Source organism: Hydrogenivirga sp., assembly GCF_056450045.1.
The window spans coordinates 1-18,211 of the sequence record NZ_JBWONM010000222.1 but is presented as its reverse complement, the minus strand read 5'-3'; the positions used below and the strand labels follow the sequence as shown (position 1 = coordinate 18,211).

Annotated in this window: 17 protein-coding genes; 3 read left to right on the top strand and 14 right to left on the bottom strand. The window is 53.0% G+C overall.

Annotated elements, in window-relative coordinates:
• Positions 1 to 564 (top strand): 2-oxoacid:acceptor oxidoreductase family protein (locus AC1HCM_RS09095; protein WP_479461446.1); only part of this gene is annotated, 564 nt, incomplete at its 5' end.
• A gap of 31 nt (positions 565 to 595) precedes the next feature.
• Here the strand turns inward: AC1HCM_RS09095 and trxB are convergent.
• The 11 genes from trxB to coaE all read right to left on the bottom strand — a co-directional run bounded on the left by trxB (position 596) and on the right by coaE (position 12,578).
• Positions 596 to 1,573, bottom strand: coding sequence for a thioredoxin-disulfide reductase (gene trxB, locus AC1HCM_RS09090; protein WP_479461445.1), 978 nt, complete (start codon positions 1,571 to 1,573; stop codon positions 596 to 598).
• 41 nt (positions 1,574 to 1,614) lie between these two features.
• Positions 1,615 to 2,214, bottom strand: a complete 600-nt coding sequence (locus tag AC1HCM_RS09085; protein WP_479461444.1) for a peroxiredoxin — start codon at positions 2,212 to 2,214, stop codon at positions 1,615 to 1,617.
• Between the two features lie 70 nt (positions 2,215 to 2,284).
• The gene (locus AC1HCM_RS09080; RefSeq protein ID WP_479461443.1) at positions 2,285 to 3,811 is read right to left on the bottom strand and encodes an L-aspartate oxidase; all 1,527 of its coding nucleotides are present in this window, start codon (positions 3,809 to 3,811) and stop codon (positions 2,285 to 2,287) included.
• Positions 3,789 to 4,769 (bottom strand): gluconeogenesis factor YvcK family protein, encoded by a 981-nt coding sequence (locus AC1HCM_RS09075; RefSeq protein WP_479461442.1) that lies wholly within the window; start codon positions 4,767 to 4,769, stop codon positions 3,789 to 3,791. The genes AC1HCM_RS09080 and AC1HCM_RS09075 overlap by 23 nt, the downstream gene beginning before the upstream one ends.
• Positions 4,766 to 5,590 carry a radical SAM protein gene (locus AC1HCM_RS09070; RefSeq protein WP_479461441.1) on the bottom strand — a complete coding sequence of 275 codons (825 nt, stop codon included), beginning with the start codon at positions 5,588 to 5,590 and terminating at the stop codon, positions 4,766 to 4,768. The genes AC1HCM_RS09075 and AC1HCM_RS09070 overlap by 4 nt, the downstream gene beginning before the upstream one ends.
• The gene (locus AC1HCM_RS09065; protein WP_479461440.1) at positions 5,568 to 6,446 is read right to left on the bottom strand and encodes a PSP1 domain-containing protein; all 879 of its coding nucleotides are present in this window, start codon (positions 6,444 to 6,446) and stop codon (positions 5,568 to 5,570) included. Before AC1HCM_RS09065 ends, AC1HCM_RS09070 begins: the two co-directional genes overlap by 23 nt.
• A gap of 5 nt (positions 6,447 to 6,451) precedes the next feature.
• Positions 6,452 to 7,399: a DNA polymerase III subunit gene (locus tag AC1HCM_RS09060; protein ID WP_479461439.1), complete on the bottom strand. Its 948-nt coding sequence runs from the start codon at positions 7,397 to 7,399 to the stop codon at positions 6,452 to 6,454.
• A 16-nt stretch (positions 7,400 to 7,415) separates the two neighbouring features.
• The gene (serA, locus tag AC1HCM_RS09055) at positions 7,416 to 9,008 is read right to left on the bottom strand and encodes a phosphoglycerate dehydrogenase (RefSeq protein WP_479461438.1); all 1,593 of its coding nucleotides are present in this window, start codon (positions 9,006 to 9,008) and stop codon (positions 7,416 to 7,418) included.
• A gap of 40 nt (positions 9,009 to 9,048) precedes the next feature.
• A complete protein-coding gene (locus AC1HCM_RS09050; protein ID WP_479461437.1) occupies positions 9,049 to 11,103 on the bottom strand; it encodes a heavy metal translocating P-type ATPase in 2,055 nt (684 codons plus the stop codon).
• A 47-nt stretch (positions 11,104 to 11,150) separates the two neighbouring features.
• Positions 11,151 to 11,675 (bottom strand): NTPase, encoded by a 525-nt coding sequence (locus tag AC1HCM_RS09045; RefSeq protein WP_479461436.1) that lies wholly within the window; start codon positions 11,673 to 11,675, stop codon positions 11,151 to 11,153.
• Between the two features lie 297 nt (positions 11,676 to 11,972).
• Positions 11,973 to 12,578, bottom strand: a complete 606-nt coding sequence (gene coaE / locus AC1HCM_RS09040) for a dephospho-CoA kinase (protein WP_479461435.1) — start codon at positions 12,576 to 12,578, stop codon at positions 11,973 to 11,975.
• Positions 12,579 to 12,601: 23 nt separating this feature from the next.
• On the opposite strand from coaE, the gene AC1HCM_RS09035 reads away from it, so the two are divergent.
• Positions 12,602 to 13,540 (top strand): UDP-glucuronic acid decarboxylase family protein, encoded by a 939-nt coding sequence (locus AC1HCM_RS09035; protein WP_479461434.1) that lies wholly within the window; start codon positions 12,602 to 12,604, stop codon positions 13,538 to 13,540.
• Here the strand turns inward: AC1HCM_RS09035 and AC1HCM_RS09030 are convergent.
• From AC1HCM_RS09030 to groES, 3 genes are all read right to left on the bottom strand, one after another.
• Positions 13,537 to 15,327 carry a SulP family inorganic anion transporter gene (locus AC1HCM_RS09030; protein WP_479461433.1) on the bottom strand — a complete coding sequence of 597 codons (1,791 nt, stop codon included), beginning with the start codon at positions 15,325 to 15,327 and terminating at the stop codon, positions 13,537 to 13,539. The genes AC1HCM_RS09035 and AC1HCM_RS09030 overlap by 4 nt on opposite strands.
• 124 nt (positions 15,328 to 15,451) lie before the next feature.
• Positions 15,452 to 17,089: a chaperonin GroEL gene (gene groL / locus AC1HCM_RS09025; RefSeq protein ID WP_479461432.1), complete on the bottom strand. Its 1,638-nt coding sequence runs from the start codon at positions 17,087 to 17,089 to the stop codon at positions 15,452 to 15,454.
• A gap of 32 nt (positions 17,090 to 17,121) precedes the next feature.
• Positions 17,122 to 17,433, bottom strand: coding sequence for a co-chaperone GroES (groES, locus tag AC1HCM_RS09020; RefSeq protein WP_464323376.1), 312 nt, complete (start codon positions 17,431 to 17,433; stop codon positions 17,122 to 17,124).
• A 236-nt stretch (positions 17,434 to 17,669) separates the two neighbouring features.
• Here groES and AC1HCM_RS09015 point away from each other — a divergent pair.
• Positions 17,670 to 18,211, top strand: a 542-nt coding sequence (locus AC1HCM_RS09015; protein WP_479461431.1) for a YeeE/YedE thiosulfate transporter family protein, incomplete at its 3' end; no start/stop codon positions are given.

Here is an 18,211-nt window from a genome sequence, read left to right as displayed (position 1 = left end):
GCGGAGAGCTACGTGAGGATAGGGATTGACCCCATATACGACAGGGGTGAGGTCGTTTACCCCGACGTCATAATGGTCTTCCACTCCCAGGTCATCACGATGGGAAAATCCTACACCATGCCCTTCTACTCGGGAATAAAGAAGAACGGACTGATAATAGTGAACACGGAGGAAGACCTCCTCACCGACAGGGACCACGAGTATCTTGAGTCTATGAACGTCAAGGTGTTCAACTTCCCAGCTACGAAGTTCGCCATGGAGATAGCCGGGACTGAGCTCGCCACCAACATGGCTATGCTCGGTGCCTTCTTTGGAGCTACCCAGATAGTCGGTATGGACTCCATAGAGGAAGGCATAAAGGCGAGGTTCCTGAAGAAGTTCGTCGCCTCAGGTGGAACGATGTCCCTTGACTCCGCCATAGAGAGGAAGTTCAAGAAGAAGCTGGAGCTCATAGAGAAGAACATAAACACCGCCAAGGCTGCCTACGAAGTGGCTCAGGGATGGGCTAAGGACAACGGAATGGACGTCTGGCTACCGAGCCCTCAAGAGGCGGCAAGGGTTTAAATAGGACGGGGGGCGTACGCCCCCATGATTTCTACCACTGAGAGGTTATCTTAGCCTTCTTGTTCACATACTTGTCAACCGCAAGGGCAGCTTTGCAGCCGTCAGCGGCTGCTATAACCGCCTGCTTTATGTTGGTGCACAGAACATCACCGGCGGCGAAGACACCCGGAACTGAGGTCATCATCTCCTCATTCACCACTATGCAGTCCCCCTCTGTCATCTCAACCTGACCCATGAGGAAGTCCACCGACGGCTTCGTCCCCCCGAGGAATATGAATACGCCGTTTACCTCAAGGGTCTTCTCCTCCATCGTGGAGAGGTCCTTGAGCTTGAGTCCCCTCACCAGCTGGTCCCCAACTATCTCAAGAACTCTGTGGCGGAGGAGCACCTCAACGTTTTCAAGCTCGTTAAACTCCTCAATCACCTCCTGAGGTGCCTTTATCCTGCTTCCGGGAACAACGAAGTAAACCTTGCTGGCGAACCTCGCTATAAACTGAGCCTCCTCTATGCCATAGTCGTCCTCACCTATAACAGCCACGGGCTGGTCCTTGAAGAAGGCGGCATCACATACACCGCAGTAGGATACGCCCCTTCCGAGGAACTCGTCCTCTCCCTTGAACTTGTTTGCCCTCTCCATAGCTCCCGAGGCTACTATGAGAGCCTTTCCCCTGAACTCCCTTCCGTCAATGGTAAAGACCTTCTTGACCTCTCCCGCCAGGTCGGTAGCTATCACCTTTCCCCGGACGAACTGAGCCCCAAAGCTCTTAGCCTGATCCCTCATTATCTTCAGAAGGTCATAGCCGGAGAGGGGTCCCTGAACACCCGGGTAGTTCTCTATCTGCTGGGTTACGCCGAGAGCTCCGTCAGCCTCTGCCCTGTAAAGGACAAGCGTTTTGAGCCCGGCACGGGCTGTGTATATGGCGGCGGTGGCGCCGGCGGGACCGGCGCCGATGATGATGACATCGTAGAGCTCCTCGGGCTGGTAGTTGAGTCCAAAGTCAACACCCATTCCCTTACCTCCTGTTAGGTCCTATTGCAAACAACGTGCCACTATCCCTCAAGGGCTTCGTAAACCTTGCCCACAATCTCTTCCGAGGGCTTCAGGGTCTTCCTACCCGGCTCCCACTTAGCCGGGCACGCCTCCTCAGGGTGGCTCATCAGGTAAACGTTCGCCTTCATCTTCCTGACGAGCTCCTCGGCATTCCTTCCAACATTGTAGTAGTTAATCTCCGAACTGACAAGGATCCCATCGGGATTTATTATGAACGTTCCCCTAAGAGACATACCTGTATCTTCGTCATACACGCTGAACATCCTTGATACCCTTCCCGTGGGGTCAGCCCCCATTGGGTATCTAACGTTCTCAAGGAGCTTCTCCGCATCCCGCCAGGCGAGGTGAACGTACTTCGTATCCGTTGATACGGAGACAACCTCAGCTCCTAAGGCTACAAGCTCATCGTAGTGCTGGGCGAGGTCCGACAGCTCGGTGGGGCATACGAAGGTAAAGTCCGCAGGGTAGAAAAAGAGTATCAACCACCTTCTCTCCCTCAGGAAGTCCTCCAGTGAGAGCTTACCAAAGCTCCTCGTCTTAGGGTCGTAGATCTCCAGCTCAAAGTTTGGTACCTTCTTTCCTATCCTGACTTCATACATCTCTCTTACCTCCTGATTTTAGTTAATGATAATTATTCTCATTTAGTAGAATTTGTCAATATGATCTCCCTCAGAGCTCAAGGAAGTCCCTGTGGAGTAGGGTGTCCCTCCTGAAGACGTCACGCTCCTGAGGAAAGTCGGACCTGTAGTGAACGCCCCTGCTCTCCCTCCTTGATATAGCACCCTCAACGGTGGCGTAGGCTACGAGGAGAAGGTCGTAGAGCTGTCGGTTCTCAAAGGTAGGCTCCATACGCCTGCCCCTCTCTATCCACCTCCTTATAAGGTGCTTCGCCTTTGTCAGCTCCTCACCGCTTCTCTCAAGCCCCACCTTCTCCCACATCAGGGATCTGAGCTCCTCAAAGCTGCAGGGCGGTCCTCCCTTTCCCTCCCGTCTGCTTCGGAACTTCGCCCCTCCCGGCTTTAAGAACTTATGGTCTATGTACAGCCTGTAGGCTGTCCTGTAACCGAATACAACCCCCTCAAGGAGAGAGTTGGATGCGAGTCTGTTCGCGCCGTGGACACCCGTGCAGGTACACTCTCCTACAGCGTACAGCCCCCTGAGGGCTGTCCTTCCAAAGCTGTCAACCTCCACACCGCCTATGTAGTAGTGGGCTGCGGGAACCACTGGGATGGGCTTTGTAGGGTCCAGACCCCTCTCCCTCAGGAATGAAGCTATCGTCGGGAAACGCTGGGATATGTCTATACCCTTCTCAATGAGAGGTCTGAGGTCAAGGAAGACCTCGCCGCCGTGCTTGAGGACGTTGAATATAGCCCTCGCAACCACGTCCCTCGGCTGGAGCTCATCAACGAAGCGCCTCCCGGAGCCATCTATGAGGTGGGCACCTTCGCCCCTCACAGCCTCCGATATCAGAAGGTTGGTTCCCCTGAGGACCGTTGGGTGGAACTGGACGAACTCCGGGTTCCTCAGGGTAGTCCCAGCCCTGAAGGCTATTCCTATCCCGTCCCCCCTTACAGTTGAAGGGTTTGAGGTGTGCCTGAACATTGAAGCAGCCCCACCTGTAGCCAGCACAAGGGCACCAGTCCTCACAAAGCGCAGGCTTCCTCCCTTCCTGTATATGAGACCGCTGACCTCATCGTCACCAACTATCTCCTGAAGCTCACCTTCAGCTATGGGAATATCAAGCTCCTGAACCCTTCTGAGGAGCTTGGTGTATATCTCCCTGCCCGTGTAGTCCTTTACCTTGAGAACCCTCGGGAAGGAGTGACCACCTTCGGTGGTGGTGGCGTAGGAATCTCCCTCCCTGTCAAACTTAACCCCCCACCGCTCAAGGTCCGCTATCCTGAGGACTCCATCGCTAACGAGTATCTCGGTGTTCTTCTCATCGTTCAGATACCTGCCAGCCCTCAGGGTATCAAGGAAGTGGGCGTAGGGGCTGTCACCTGGATGGACCGCACCCGCTATTCCACCCTGAGAGTAGTAGGTGTTCCCTATACCCCTCGTTAGCAGGACGGGACTCAGACCGAGCTCCTTCAGGACTATGGCGCAGGTAAGTCCACCTATGCCGCTTCCACATATTACTATCTGAGCCTCCTCCTGGGGAAGGAGGGAGGTATCAAACTCCAGAAAGTATCTCATTCCGGACAGCTCTGACTATAAGGTCTGTGAGTCTGTCGGGGTCGTGACGGACGAAGCTCTCCTTCTCACCTATGAGGTCTTCCGCAAAGACGGCTACACCTTCCTTCGCTATGCGGGCAACGTCTGGAACAACGGGCTCCTGTCCCTGCTCAAGGTACTTTCTGAGGACGCTGTTGGGGGGCATCTTCGTGTTCACGATGACGCCATCAATCCTGTCTATACCCGTGAATTTCCTGAAGGCATCAAGGTGGTCGTAGGCTGTGAAGTCGTCGGTCTCTCCCGGTTGGGTCATAGCGTTGACGATGAAGAGGCGGGCAGCCTTGCTCCTCTTTACAGCCTCCCTTATATCCTCTATGAGAAGGTTTGGCACTATGCTGGTGAAGAGGCTCCCCGGTCCAAAGATAAGGAGGTCCGCGGTCTCTATAGCTGCTATCGCCTCAATGGGAGCCTTGGCTTCCTTGGGCTCTATCCATATGTCCTCAATCTTCGCACCCCCCTTCTTGCCGTATTCTGTTATGTTCTCCTCACCCTGAACTACCTCCCCATCGCTGAACCTGGCTACGAGGTGAACGTCCTCCGCCGTTGACGGGACTATGCTCCCCTTGGTCCTAAGTATGTGGGACGTAAGCCTAACAGCCTCAAGGAAGCTTCCGGTTATGTCGGTCAGGGCTGTGAGGAAGAGGTTCCCGAAGGCGTGTCCTCCGAGACCGTCTCCCTTGAAGCGGTACTGAAAGAGGTCCTGCATCACTTCCTCGCTCTCGGAGAGGGCTACTATGCAGTTCCTTATGTCTCCCGGGGCTGGTATGTTGTATATCTTCCTGAGCCTGCCGGTGCTCCCGCCGCTGTCGGCGACGGTAACTATGGCTGTCAGTTCCCTTATGCTGTCGCCAACTTCCTTCTTCAGACCCTTCAGCAGGGTTGATAGACCTGTCCCTCCTCCAAGGGCAACTACTCTCATACCTTAGCCTCCTCTCTATCTATATCGGCAAATCTACCTACGGTTAAGGTCCCACACCCCCCGAGGGGGTCCTTGCGGAAGCGGTTTGAGAGGGTCACCCTCACCCCCATTGACCTCAGGAAGAGGAAAGCCTCCTCGTACTCCCAGGGGCTGACGGACCTGAAGCCAGCCACGTCGTTGTAGTAAAGGAGCGTAACGCCAACCTCCAGCTCCTTAGCGAGCCTCCCCAGAAGCTCCAGCTCCCTTTGGGAGTCGTTCACACCTTTGAGGAGAAGGTAAGCCAAGCTTATCTTCTTCCTCCTCTTTCTGCTAAGGGTTGGCAGGACCTCCCTCAGGTGTGAGAGAAGGTCCGAAAGCCTTCCCGCATGGGGCATAAGCCTCCTCCTGAGGTCCTCTCTCAGGGAATGGATGGAGAGGCTAACTCCGTTGTGGGGAAGGGAGAGGAGCTCCCTCAAGTTCTGAAGGGGAAAGCCCGTTGTGTAGAAGGAAACCTTGAGCCCCCTCTCTTTGAAGAGCATGAAAGTCAGTCTGACGTTCCTCCAGTTTGCAAGGGGCTCGCCTATACCTGCGATGGCTATCCTCCTAACCGGATACAGGGTTCTCACCTCCTCGTATTGAGAGATTATCTCTTGAGCGGAGAGGTTCCTGAGAAGCCCCTGCCTCCCAGAGGCGCAGAAGCTGCACCTGACCGCACACCCTACTTGGGTTGAGATGCACAGGGTATCGCCCCTGTAGTGAACAGCCTCCACGGCGAAGCCGTCCTCAAGCTCAAATACGAAGAGCCTGTTGAGCTCACTCTCAATTATGCGTTGCAATCTCATACTCTACCTGGTCCCCCGAAAATCTCCTGCAGCAACCTCCGCAGGACTGGCAGCTCTTGATGGCTCTCTCGTAGCCCTTGGGCAAGACCTCTTCAAGGTTAAACTCCTTAGCCCTGTCCTCAAACTGCACCAAGAGTGTGTTCCTTAGAGGGTCTACCTCAAGGAGCCTGCCCACCTTCTTATCTATGCATATCTCGGAACCCTTTTCGGGTAAAAGGTGCTTGACTATGTAATTGTCCTTTTCAAAGGATAGACAGCATATCAGCCTGCCGCAGGGACCTGTGAACTTGGAGGGAGATAGGGGGAGGTTCTGCTCCTCAATATCCTTGAGAGATATGGAGTCAAACCTTTCCATAAACCTCATACAGCAGGGAACTTCTCCGCAGAGACCGACCCATCCAAGTATCTGGACAGCATCCCGGACACCAACCTGCCTCATCTCTATCCTCTTCCTGAATATGCGGGCGAGGTCCCTGACGAGCTTCCTGAAGTCCACCCTCTCTTCTGCGGTGTAGTAGAAGAATATCTTCTTTGAGCTTAAGGGAATGTAAGCCTTCAGGAGGTGCATATCAAGCCCCTGCTCCCTTATCTTCTTTTTGCAGGTCTCGTACGCCTTTTTGCTCTCCTTCTCGTTCCTACTGAGAACCTTGAGGTCCTCATCGGTAGCCCTGCGGACGAACTTGTACCTTATGCCCGTGAGGGCATCCTCCTTAGAAGGTCCCAGAACCCTTACAACGTCCTCGCCCTTCTCCTCCGACTCTATCACCACCACCTCGTCCCTCTTGAGCTCCTCCTCGCAGTCCTCAAGGACACCTATCTTGTTCGTGTCCAGGCTCTTTACCTTTATGTAATTCATGATGGCTACCTCCACAGGGAGTAAAGGGTCAGCAAGCCGAGGCTAAACCTCAATCCTCTTCCGAGCCCGCTCCTTAGCTCGGATATCCTCCTCACAATCATCTCAAATCTATCATAATTTATTCCCTTTTTCAGGTAAGTTACCTTTACCCTTTCCTCAAGGACGTTGAGAAAGAGCTCCCTTTCCCTATCATCCATCTTATCAAGCTTCAGGGCTACATCGTATACCTTCTCTGGCTTCAGGCTAAGAAAGCTTTCTGCAAGACTGAGAACCTCCCTCTTCTCTAAGAGGTCCTTCGCAAGGGTGAGGCTCCCCACTGAGAGCTCGTATATCTCTCTGTCCTCTCTGCCGAGGAGCTCGTAGAAGGTTCCCTCCTCAAGGGGCGAGAACTCAACCTGAAAGGTCCTTGAGAGTATGGTCGGCAGGAGGTTCTCCTTACCTTCGGAAATTAAGATGAGAACTGTATCAAGGGGAGGCTCCTCAAGAACCTTAAGGAGGGCGTTTCCCGATTCCTTGGTAAGTCTGTGGGCATCGTCAATGAGGGCAACCTTCCTCCTTGAGAGGGCTGGTCTTATGTAAGAGAACTCCTTAAGCGCCCGTACTTGGTCTATCCTTATACCCGTTCCAGAGGGCGGAACGTATATAAGGTCTGGATGCTCACCCATCAGGTAAACGAAGACGTTCTTCCCTCCCACCTCTTCGTAAACGGAGAGCTCTTCCCAGCTTCCTGAAGCTACGTCCTCTACGAACTTTTCAACGTGCCTGCAGGAGGCGCAATCACCGCACCCCCAGGGAACCCCCTCAAGGCAGAGGAGACCTTTGGCGAAATCAAGGGCTGCCGTAGTCTTCCCTACACCGGGTGGTCCGTAGAAGAGGAGGGAGCCCGGAATCTTGCCCTCTCGGTGAAGCCTCTCAAGAAAGTCCTTTACACCCGTCTGGTTTTGGAGACGCATACTCTTAAATCTATGCTTACAGGACCACCTGTTTAACGAAGAGTATCTCCGGTATGCTCTTTAGGTCCTCAATCACGTGTTCGGGAACCTGGTCATCAAGGTTGAGTATTCCCAAAGCTATGCCCCCCTTCCTTTCCCTTCCAAGCCTGAAGCCGGCTATGTTGACGCTGGCACTCCCGAGCACAGAGCCTATCTTTCCTATGACACCGGGGACATCCTTGTTCTCAAAGACAAGCAGTATCCCCTCGGGTTCTATATCAACCCTGTACCTGTCTATCTGAACTATCCTCAGGAGCTGTCCTTCAAGGACGGTTCCCGCAACGACCTTCTCAGTTCCGTCAGCTCTTACCACAACCTTTATGTAGTGCTTGAAGTCTGCCGCCTCTTCGGAGGAAAGCTCTTCAACCTTTATACCCCTGTCTTTAGCCACGTAGGTAGCGTTTATTATGTTGACGGGGAAGTCAACCACCTCCTCAAGTATTCCCTTCAGAACAGCTGCGGATATTGGGTGGAAGTGGTCGGATATGTCTCCCCTTACCTCTATGTGAACCTCCCTTATTCCCTCTTCAGCCCACTGGACCATGAACTTTCCCATCTTCTCCGCAAGGTCAAGGTGGGGCTTTATGAGAGTGAGGACGGAAAGGTCGGGGAATGGAGCGTTAACCACGTACTCGGGAGACTTCCCCTTGAGGGCTTTTATCACCTGCTGAGCTACTATCACGGCTACGTTCTCCTGGGACTCGTGGGTGTTTGCCCCTATGTGGGGGGAGAGGGAAACGTTCTCAAACCTCTTGAGCCTGTCCACAAACTCCGGAGGTGGGGGCTCTTTGGAGAAGACATCCAAGGCGACACCCTTCACCTTACCGCTCTCCAAGTTCTTCAGGAGAGCCTCTTCGTTAACTATGCCTCCCCTCGCACAGTTCACTATGTAAACCCCCTCCTTCATGAGCTCAAACTCCCTCTCTCCTATCATGTTCCTCGTCTCATGGGTCAGCGGAGCATGAATAGTGAGGATATCTAAATCCTTGAGCATATCGTGGAGGTTATCCACGAGCTTTACACCGAGTTTGTCCGCCTTCTCCCGAGGTATGTAGGGGTCGTAAGCCATGACGCTCATGCCGAAGGCTTTAGCCCTTATAGCCACCTGAGAGCCTATGTTTCCCAAGCCTATTATGCCAAGGGTCTTTCCGTAGAGCTCAGTTCCCATAAACTTCTTCCTGTCCCATCTGTGCTGGAGGAGGGACTCGTGGGCTCTATGCCCGTTCCTAACTATGGTGAGCATGTGCATGAGGGTTAGCTCTGTAGCACCTATAGTGTTCGCACCGGGGGTGTTTACAACGAGTATTCCCCTTCTGGTTGCCTCCTCTATATCAACGTTATCAACCCCAACACCAGCCCTTCCAACAACCTTGAGCCTCTTAGCCCTGTCTAAAAGCTCCTTGGTAACGGGCGTTCGGCTCCTCGTCACTATGCAGTCAAAGTCTCCAACTATCTCAAGGAGCTCCTCGTAGGATATGTCGGGCTCGTTGTAAACCTCAACATCCGGCTCTCTCTGGAGAAGCTCAACTCCCTTTGGAGATATCGGGTCGGTTATAAGCACCTTGTACAATTCCTATTCCTCCAGAAGGTAGTAAGAAAGATATTATAGCCTATCGGTGTTTAGAACCTGAGCGCATCAGCACGGTGTTGGCAACTACGCTCACCGAGGAGAGAGCCATCATGAGACCCGCTATCTCGGGTTTGAGGTAGAGACCGAACCTGAAGAAGAGCCCTGCGGCGATGGGTATTCCCACCACGTTGTAAAGGAAAGCCCAGAGGAGATTCTGCTTTATCTTCCTGTTCACAGCAAGACCGAGCCTGAAGGCTTCTGGCAGGCTACCTATCCCTGAGAGGAGAACTATATCCCCCGTCTGCTTCGTTATGTCAGCCCCACTCACAACAGCAAAGGAGAGATCCGCCTGAGCGAGGGCTGGAGCATCGTTGAGCCCGTCTCCAACCATAGCCACCCTCAGACCTCTGTCCTGAAGAGACTTTATGAACTCCCTCTTCTCCTCGGGCTTAACCTCTGCTACGAAATCGTCAAAGCCAAGCTCTTCAGCCACAAGTTTTGTGCTGCTCCTCTTATCACCCGAAAGGAGGAGGGTCTTTATCCCCATCTTCTTTATCTCACCGACAACGTACCTTGCCTCCTGTCTCAGGGTGTCCTTCAGGTAGAAGAGGGCAAGCACCTCCTCTCCCTTCTTCAGGGCTACAGGCTTCCAGAAGTCCTCCCCCTGCACCTCGTAGCCTCCTATGAAGTATTCACCGCACCTGATACCCTCCCCGACCACCTCCCTGCATCCCACCAGCTCAACCTCCTTTGCTCCCTGCTTGAGGGCGTACTCCTTTATAGCCTTGGCTACTGGGTGATTGGAGCGGGACTCCATGGTGAGGGCTATATCAAGGGCTTCGGGGGACTTGAGGTCACACCTAACGACCCTGAACCTGCCCTCGGTTAAGGTACCCGTTTTGTCAAAGACGAGGACGTCTATCTTGGACAGAAGCTCAAGGGAAGAGGGCTTCTTTATAAGGATTCCCCTTGAGAGGGCTCTGGATATGCCCACCACGATGGCAAGGGGGGTGGCTATCCCCAGAGCGCAGGGACAGGAGACCACGAGGACGGCGAGGGAAAACTGAACAGCCTGTTCAAGGCTCCCTCCCAGCTTTATCCACAGGAAAAAGGTCAGAGCGCTTATAAGAAGGACCGCCTGGACGAAGTAGTGGGAAACCCTGTCGGCGAGCCTCTGGACCTTGGGTTTCTCCAAAAGAGCGCTGTCAACCATCCTCACTATCTTGGAGAGATAGGAGCCCTCGTAGCTTGCCTCCACCTTTATCTCTATATAGCCCTCCTCAACAACCGAACCGCTTAGAACCCTGTCTCCCTCCAGCTTTGGAACCGGCTCGGGCTCTCCCGTTAGGATAGCCTCAGATACATACGCCTGCCCTCTTACAACGATTCCATCAAGGGGAACGATGTCCCCACCCCTACACACGACCACCTCGCCCTTGAATACCTCCCTCACGTTCTTTTTCACCTCCCTGCCATCCTCAAGGACAGTAACCTCGCTGTTCTGGGAGGAGAGGAGACTCTTGAGGAGCCTGACAGCCCTCTTCTTAGCCCTTTCCTCAATGAAGCGACCAGCTCTCACGAAGGTTATGAGGAAGGCGTTCGTCTCAAAGAAGGGAGCTCCGGGAACGAGGTTGAGGAGGGCGAGGAGGCTGTAAAGGTATGCGCCTGTAGTTCCGAGGGATATGAGGACGTCCATTCCTGCAACGCCGTTCTTGAGAGAGTTGTAGGCTCCAGAGTAGAACTTCCACCCTCCAAAAACCTGAACGAGGGTAGAGAGTAGGAACTGAAGGTAGGTAGCATTGGGAACAGGGTAGAACATAAGTAGGGTTATCGCTAAGGCTGAGAAGCCCGAGAAGAGGAGAACATAGAGGTCTGTCCTCGGACTCTCCTCCTCAAGGACTCGGTAGCCGAGGTTCTCTATAGTCCTGACTATGTCTTCCTCTGAGAGCTTTGAGCTGTCAAAATCAACCTTGACCCTCCCGAGCTCAAAGGAGACCTCAACATCCCTCACCCCGCTCTTTTTCCTCAGAACTATCTCAATAGTTCGGGCGCAGTTAACGCAGGTCATCCCCTCAACTCTAAAGCTCTTCTTCATCAGAGTTAAGATTACCTCTGAACATGTGTTAATACAAGGCTTTAATTTCACGTTAAAAGTTTCAGGACCTCCTCGTGCATGCCCTCCCTGTTGCTCCTTCTGAGCTCTATGAGAACCGCATCCGGGAGCCTCCTGAGCTCCTTCACCAAGGGATGGACGTCTCTTATGGGTATGGTAGCCAGCAGGTTCACCTTTTGGTCTGTAGCAAGCTCCCTGACGAGCTCCCTGAACCTCTTTGAGAAGAGCTCCATCTTACCCACCTCATCAATGACGACAACCCTGCCCTTCGGAGACCTGAGAGCCCTTTCAAGGACGGGAAGCACGAGCTCTTCAAACTTTTTCACATTGACGCCGTAGGAGCCCACGAGGTGCTTTGAGGTGAACCTCTTGCTCGCAAAGAGCGCCTCCTTCCCCTCGGTGGTGACCACCTTAAAGCCCACGCGCTTCCTTGTCTTTGGGTCCCTGACCTCCTCAGTCCAGAAGCCTATAGCCCTGTCTCCAAGACCCTCTACCACCCTCTTAACGAGGGTCGTCTTGCCTACCCCCGGCTCTCCCGTAACTATAACCTTCATCTTTACCTCCTTGCGGTCGGAGACTCCTTCCGTAAGGTGGGGGAGGAGACCGCACTTGAATATCCACAGATATTGAAGTAATATGTAGAATGGCTATAACCCCAAAGGCACTCTCCTCCAAAGTGGGGAGAAACGGTTTCGGGGTATACGAAAGCGGAAAGAACTATCTGGCTTCCCTTGAAGGGAAGTCGGGACCGGGAGAGGCAAGTCCCTCCCGGTGGGGCGCTGTCAACCGTCCCTATGTAGGGAGTGTTGGCTGTGCTATGCATGGCTAACCTCACCTACAAGCTCCTTCCGTCAGGGAGGAGTAGTTGGCGGGTCCTCCTTTATCCTCTTAAAAACCTCCTCAACCTGCCTGCGCGTATTCTCAAGGGAGCCCGAGTTGTCTATCACGAAGTCGGCGTACTTGACCTTCTCCTCAATGTCCATCTGGTTTCTCCATCTCCTCTCAAAGTCTTCCTTAGTAAAGCCCTTCCTTATCGCCCTCTCCCTGCACACCTCATAGGGAGCATAGACCACCACGGTCTTGTCGTAGTTCTTGTAGGTCCCCTTCTCTATAAGGAGGCTCGCCTCAACCACAACAACCGAATCCTCAGGGAGTCCCTTGTAAAGGGAATCAAGGTACTCGTAGAGAGCCCTGTGGGTTATAGATTCAAGCCTTCTGAGCTTCTCTTTATCTTTAAAGACCACGTCTGCGAGCTTTTTTCTGTCTATGTTGCCCTCTGGGTCAAGGACCTCCCTGCCGAACTCTAAGATGACCTCTTCGTAAACGGGATGACCCTTCCTGTAGAAGGACCTTATCACCTCGTCCGCATCAACGGTAAAGGCACCCAGTTCGGAGAAGATGCGGGCAACGGTGGACTTGCCACAGCCGATATTTCCCGTAAGCGCCACCTTCTTCATAGAAGAATTATAGAATACTATTCATGCGTGTCTTAATCACCGGCGCAGCCGGTTTTATAGGCTCACACCTGTGCGACAGGTTCCTCAGAGAAGGTCATAAGGTAATCGGGCTTGACAACTTCCTGACGGGAAGCCCAGAGAACATAGCCCACCTCTTTGGAAGGGAAGGCTTCACCTTTCTGAAGTACGATGTTACCAACTTCATCTACATTGAGGGTGAGGTTGACCTCGTGCTCCACTTCGCCTGTCCAGCCTCCCCTGTTGATTACCTCAACCATCCCATACACACGATGAAGGTTGACTCCCTCGGAACACTCCACACCCTCGGGCTCGCAAAGGTGAAGGGGTCAAGGTACGTCTTCGCCTCAACCTCCGAAGTTTACGGAAACCCCCAGGTCCATCCCCAGCCCGAAACCTACTGGGGAAACGTAAACCCTATAGGTCCGAGGAGTGTTTACGACGAAGCGAAGAGGTTCTCAGAAGCACTGACGATGGCTTACCACAGGGAACACGGTATAGACGTCAGGATAGCCCGCATATTCAACACCTACGGACCCCGTATGAGGATGGAAGACGGCAGGGTCGTTCCAAACTTCATTAGCCAGGCTCTGAGGGGAAAGCCCCTGACCGTTTACGGGGATGGGAGTCAGACCAGGAGCTTCTGCTACATAGACGACCTTGTAGAGGGAATATACCTCCTCTCGGTAAAGGAGGGTATAGAGGGTGAGGTCTTCAACCTTGGAAATCCCGAGGAGTACACGGTGCTTGAGCTCGCCAGGCTGATACTGGAGCTTTCGGGAAGTGAGTCTGAGATAGTCTTCTTAGACAGACCCGTTGATGACCCCGACAGAAGGAAGCCCGATATAACCAAAGCTAAGAAGGTCCTCGGTTGGGAGCCGAAGGTATCGGTGAGGGAAGGTCTGAAGAAGACGATAGAGTGGTTCAGGGACAGGCTGTCTTAGGCTGTCTTTTTAACCTCACCCGCTTCACCCTTTACCGTCAGGCACTCCTTGAAGACGACGTAGGGACATTCCTTGGCACAGTAATCGTGGTCTATCCTCTTGAAGAGCTCAACTATGGACTGACCCTTTGAGTCAAAGACGAGCTCGTGCTTCACCACCCTATCAAAGCCAGCGTTCTCAAGGAGGGGATAGACATCGCAGCCTATGTTGGCGAAGGAAGCTTCAACCCCGAGGCTTCTCAAGGTTCTTATGAGCCTTATTATCGTTTCAGAGCCCGTTGCGTCAACGTAGTTAACCGCCTCCATATCAATGAGCACGTACTTTAGTGGTAATCTTCTGAGTCTCTCCTTCACCTTGTCAAGGATGTAATCGTAAACGTACTGAGCGTTCCCGAAGTATATTGACATGTTTGGTCTTATGTAGAGTATCTGGGGACACTCGGGAAGGTTCCTCTTCTCCGCGTTCACAAAGGTTCCAGACTCGGGGTCCCTTGATAGGATGACTATCCTCGGGTACATCGTCCTGTAAACGAAGCTTCCCAGAGACAGAAGCACACCGAGGGTTATAGCAACCCAAAGGTCCATAAAGAAGACGGACAGGAAGGTTAATCCCGCAACCATGCCGTCCATCCTGTTTATCCTGTAAAGCTTGAGGATATCCTGAGGTCTTATTAGACCTATAACGGCGGACAGAACCACGGCGGAGAGGGTAGCCTTGGGAAGATAGTAGAAGGCTGGGGCGAAGAGGAAGAGGGTAGCTCCGACAAGCAGACCCGTTATAACGCTCGCCAAGGGTGACTTTGCTCCGAGGGCGAAGTTTAGGGAGGACCGTGAAAAGGAACCCCCAGCTGGAAAGCCCTTAAAGAAGGCTACCGCAACGTTTGCGAGCCCCTGTCCTATAAGCTCTTGGTTGGGGTCCCATCTATCACCCACCCTTATGGCAAGGGTCTTAGCTATAGCAACAGCCTCTATCAGTCCGAAGAAGGCAACGACGAGGGCACCACCCCACATCTTGCTCATGCTCTGAAGGTCAAGGGGAGGCATGCTTGGGTCTGGAAGCCCCTGAGGCACGTGCCCGACTATCGTGACCCCCTTGTCGGTGAGGTGCAGGAGATAGGTTATTACAGAGGTTATGACGACGGCTATCAGGGCTCCCGGAAGGTAGGGGCTTATACGCTTGGATACCCATATTATCAGGTAGGCTCCGATCCCAAGGCTCAGGGTGTAAGGGTTCGTCAGCTCAAGCTTCTGGACTATATCCGAGATTATGGTAAAGATGTGGGTCGTGTTCGTTATAGGAAAGCCGAAGAGGTGCTTAAACTGGGACAGGGCTATCACCATAGCACCGGCAGCGGTAAAGCCTATAACCACGCTGTTTGATATGAGGTCAACCACAAAGCCGAGCTTGAAGACGCCAACGGCAAGCCTGACTATGCCGACCATAAGGGCGAGGAGCCCCATGTAGGCTACCCACGTGTCCGTCTGGGGCTCAAGGTTAAGCCCATAGAGAACCGATGCGGAGAGCAGACAGGTCATGGCAACCGGACCGGTCCCGAGGAACCTTGAGCTCCCGAAAATGGCTGCAACTATCGTTGCTATAAAGGCTGTGTAGAGACCGGTTATGGGAGGCATGCCCGCGAGTAGGGCGTAAGCCATAGCCTGAGGGACGTAAACCGCTGCGACCGTTATCCCAGCTATAAGGTCCCTTATGAAGCTATCCTTGGAGTAGTCCCTGAACCAGCGGAAGAAAGGGAGTGGCGCCTTAGCTATTAAGCCAGCGGTGTCCATTTTCAAACAAGATTATAAAACAGGAAGGCGAAACGATTTTATAAGAATTTCTTTAAGTTCTTATAAGCATATAAGCATAAAAAAAGGGGGCTTGAAGCCCCCTTAGGTAGTGAAGTGTTTAAGGTCAGTCAAGCTCGGGCATGTCGGTTGGGGTCATCTCCTTCTTCTTGTCTTCGGGAAGGTCCGCTATGAGGGCTTCCGCTGTGAGCATAGTTCCGGCCACCGATGCGGCGTTCTCTATGGCTGTCCTGACGACCTTGGTCGGGTCTATTATCCCTGCCTCAATCATGTCAACGTACTCGCCGTTTGCAGCGTTGAAGCCCCAGGTCTTGCCCTTCTCCTTGCCGAGCTCCATAACCTTCTCAAGGACGACGAAGCCCTCAAAGCCTGCGTTGTAGGCTATCTGCCTGAGGGGAGTTCTGCAAGCTTTCCTGATTATGTCAACACCGAGACCCTGGTCTTCGTTGTCAATCTCTACGTCTTCAAGCTCCTCAGAGGCTCTGACGAGGGCAACACCTCCGCCCGGGACTATTCCTTCCTCAACGGCAGCCTTCGTTGCGTGGACAGCGTCCTCAACCCTTGCCTTCTTCTCCTTGAGCTCAGCCTCGGTTGCCGCTCCAACCCTTATAACCGCAACTCCTCCGGAGAGCTTGGCGAGCCTCTCCTGGAGCTTTTCCCTATCGTAGTCGGAGGTCGTCTCCTGTATTTGCTTCTTTATCTGCTCTATCCTTGCCTTTATGTCCTCTTCCTTACCCTTACCGCCAACTATGGTGGTAGTTTCCTTATCAACCACAACCTTGTCAGCCCTTCCGAGCATGTCAAGGGTGACGGACTCAAGCTTGATACCGAGGTCCTCCATTATGGCGGTTCCGCCGGTGAGAATAGCTATGTCCTGGAGGTAGTCCTTCCTCCTCTGACCAAATCCGGGTGCCTTGACAGCACAGGCTCTGAGCACGCCCTTTATGTGGTTCACGACGAGAGTTGCGAGTGCTTCTCCCTCAACATCCTCAGCTATAACGAGGAGGGGCTTTCCTGCCCTTACCACCTGCTCAAGAACGGGGAGCAGGTCCTTAACGTTGGATATCTTCTTCTCGTAGATGAGGATGTAGGGGTCCTCAAGGACGCACTGCATTTTGTCGGGGTCGGTTACGAAGTAAGGTGAGAGATATCCTCTGTCAAACTGCATACCTTGAACGGTCTCAAGGGTCGTCTCAGCAGACTTGGACTCCTCAACGGTTATCACGCCGTCCTTACCTACAGCCTCCATGGCGTCCGCTATTATCTTTCCTATCTCAGGGTCGTTGTTGGCGGATATGGTGGCTACCTGCTCAATCTCTGTTCTTCCCTTAACGTCAACGGAGAGTTTCTTTATGCTCTCCACAACCCTCTTGACAGCTTTGTCTATACCTCTCTTTACGTCCATCGGGTTGGCGCCAGAGGCGATAGCCTTCAGACCCTCGTGGAATATAGCCTGAGCGAGTATGGTAGCTGTGGTAGTTCCGTCACCGGCAACGTCCGCTGTCTTGGAGGCAACCTCCTTCACCAGCTGGGCACCTATGTCCTCATACTTGTCCTTGAGCTCAATCTCCTTGGCAACGGTGACACCGTCCTTGGTAACCACAGGAGTTCCCCAGTTCTTGCCGAGGATGACCTCCCTACCTCTGGGACCGAGGGTCACCTTGACAGCGTTTGCAAGCTTGTCAACACCAGCCTTGAGCTTTGCCCTTGCCTCCTCACTATAGATAATTCCCTTTGCCGCCATCTTTCACACCTCCTTATAAGTGTTTTAATTTTTCAGGCAGTAACCTTTGCATCCTCAACTATAGCGAGGACTTCGTCCTCAGACATGATGAGGTACTTCTCCCCATCAAGCTCAACCTCGGTTCCAGCGTACTTGTTGAAGAGAACCACGTCCCCTTCCTTCACCTTGAGTGGCTTGAGCTCTCCGTTGTTGAGAAGCTTACCCTCTCCAACCGCTATCACCTCACCCATCTGGGGCTTCTCCTTTGCTGTGTCCGGGATGATAATACCAGAGGGAGTTTTCTGCTCCTGTTCCTCAAAGCGCCTCACCACGATCTTATCGTAAAGGGGCTTCAGTTTTGCCATCTTTGCTACCTCCTTCCGTTTTTATTTCAGTGAAAATTATATTAACCCCCGCTTCCCTTGTCAAGAGGTTTGTAAGCAAAATTTGAGCCTGTTAAACATATATTTTATTAGCTTTTAGACTCACATGCCTGAGAGGCGGTCTCTTCCTTGCGTTATAGCCCTATAAGTTTTTCTTTTAGCAGGATAAGTATGATTTCAATAACATACTTCTTCAGACATTCCGAGGAGGAGCCGAGATGGAGACGATAAGGGAGATATACGGACATCTTTTCCGGAAGCAGTGGCCCGCCTGGGTTGGCGGTATAACCATGGGGTTTATAGTAGTCCTGATGTTCGTGTGGGGAGCTCCGTGGGCTGTCACCAACGGGATAATAATCTGGGGAGACAACATCCTCAAGCCCATACTCTACCCAGATGCGGAGGTTCAGAGTCCCATATGGCAGTTCACAGCGCTTGTAAACTGGGCTTTCCTGCTGGGCGCCTTCATATCAGCCCTTCTTGGTGGAGACTTCAGGATAAGCATACCGAGTTTTAAGGAGTTCCTGATGGGCGCCTTCGGCGGGACCCTCATGGGAATAGGAGCCTTCTTAGCCTTCGGTTGTACCATAGGAGCTTTCCTCGTTGGCTTTGCAGCCCTTTCAGCCTCGGGCATAACTATGATGATAGGTCTCGGGCTCGGAGCCTACACGGGTCTGAGGCTCTACATGTGGCTTCTCACAAAGGGATGGGGCACACCCGGAAGGGCTATTGACGTGCCCGTGAACCTGCAGGTTCTCCT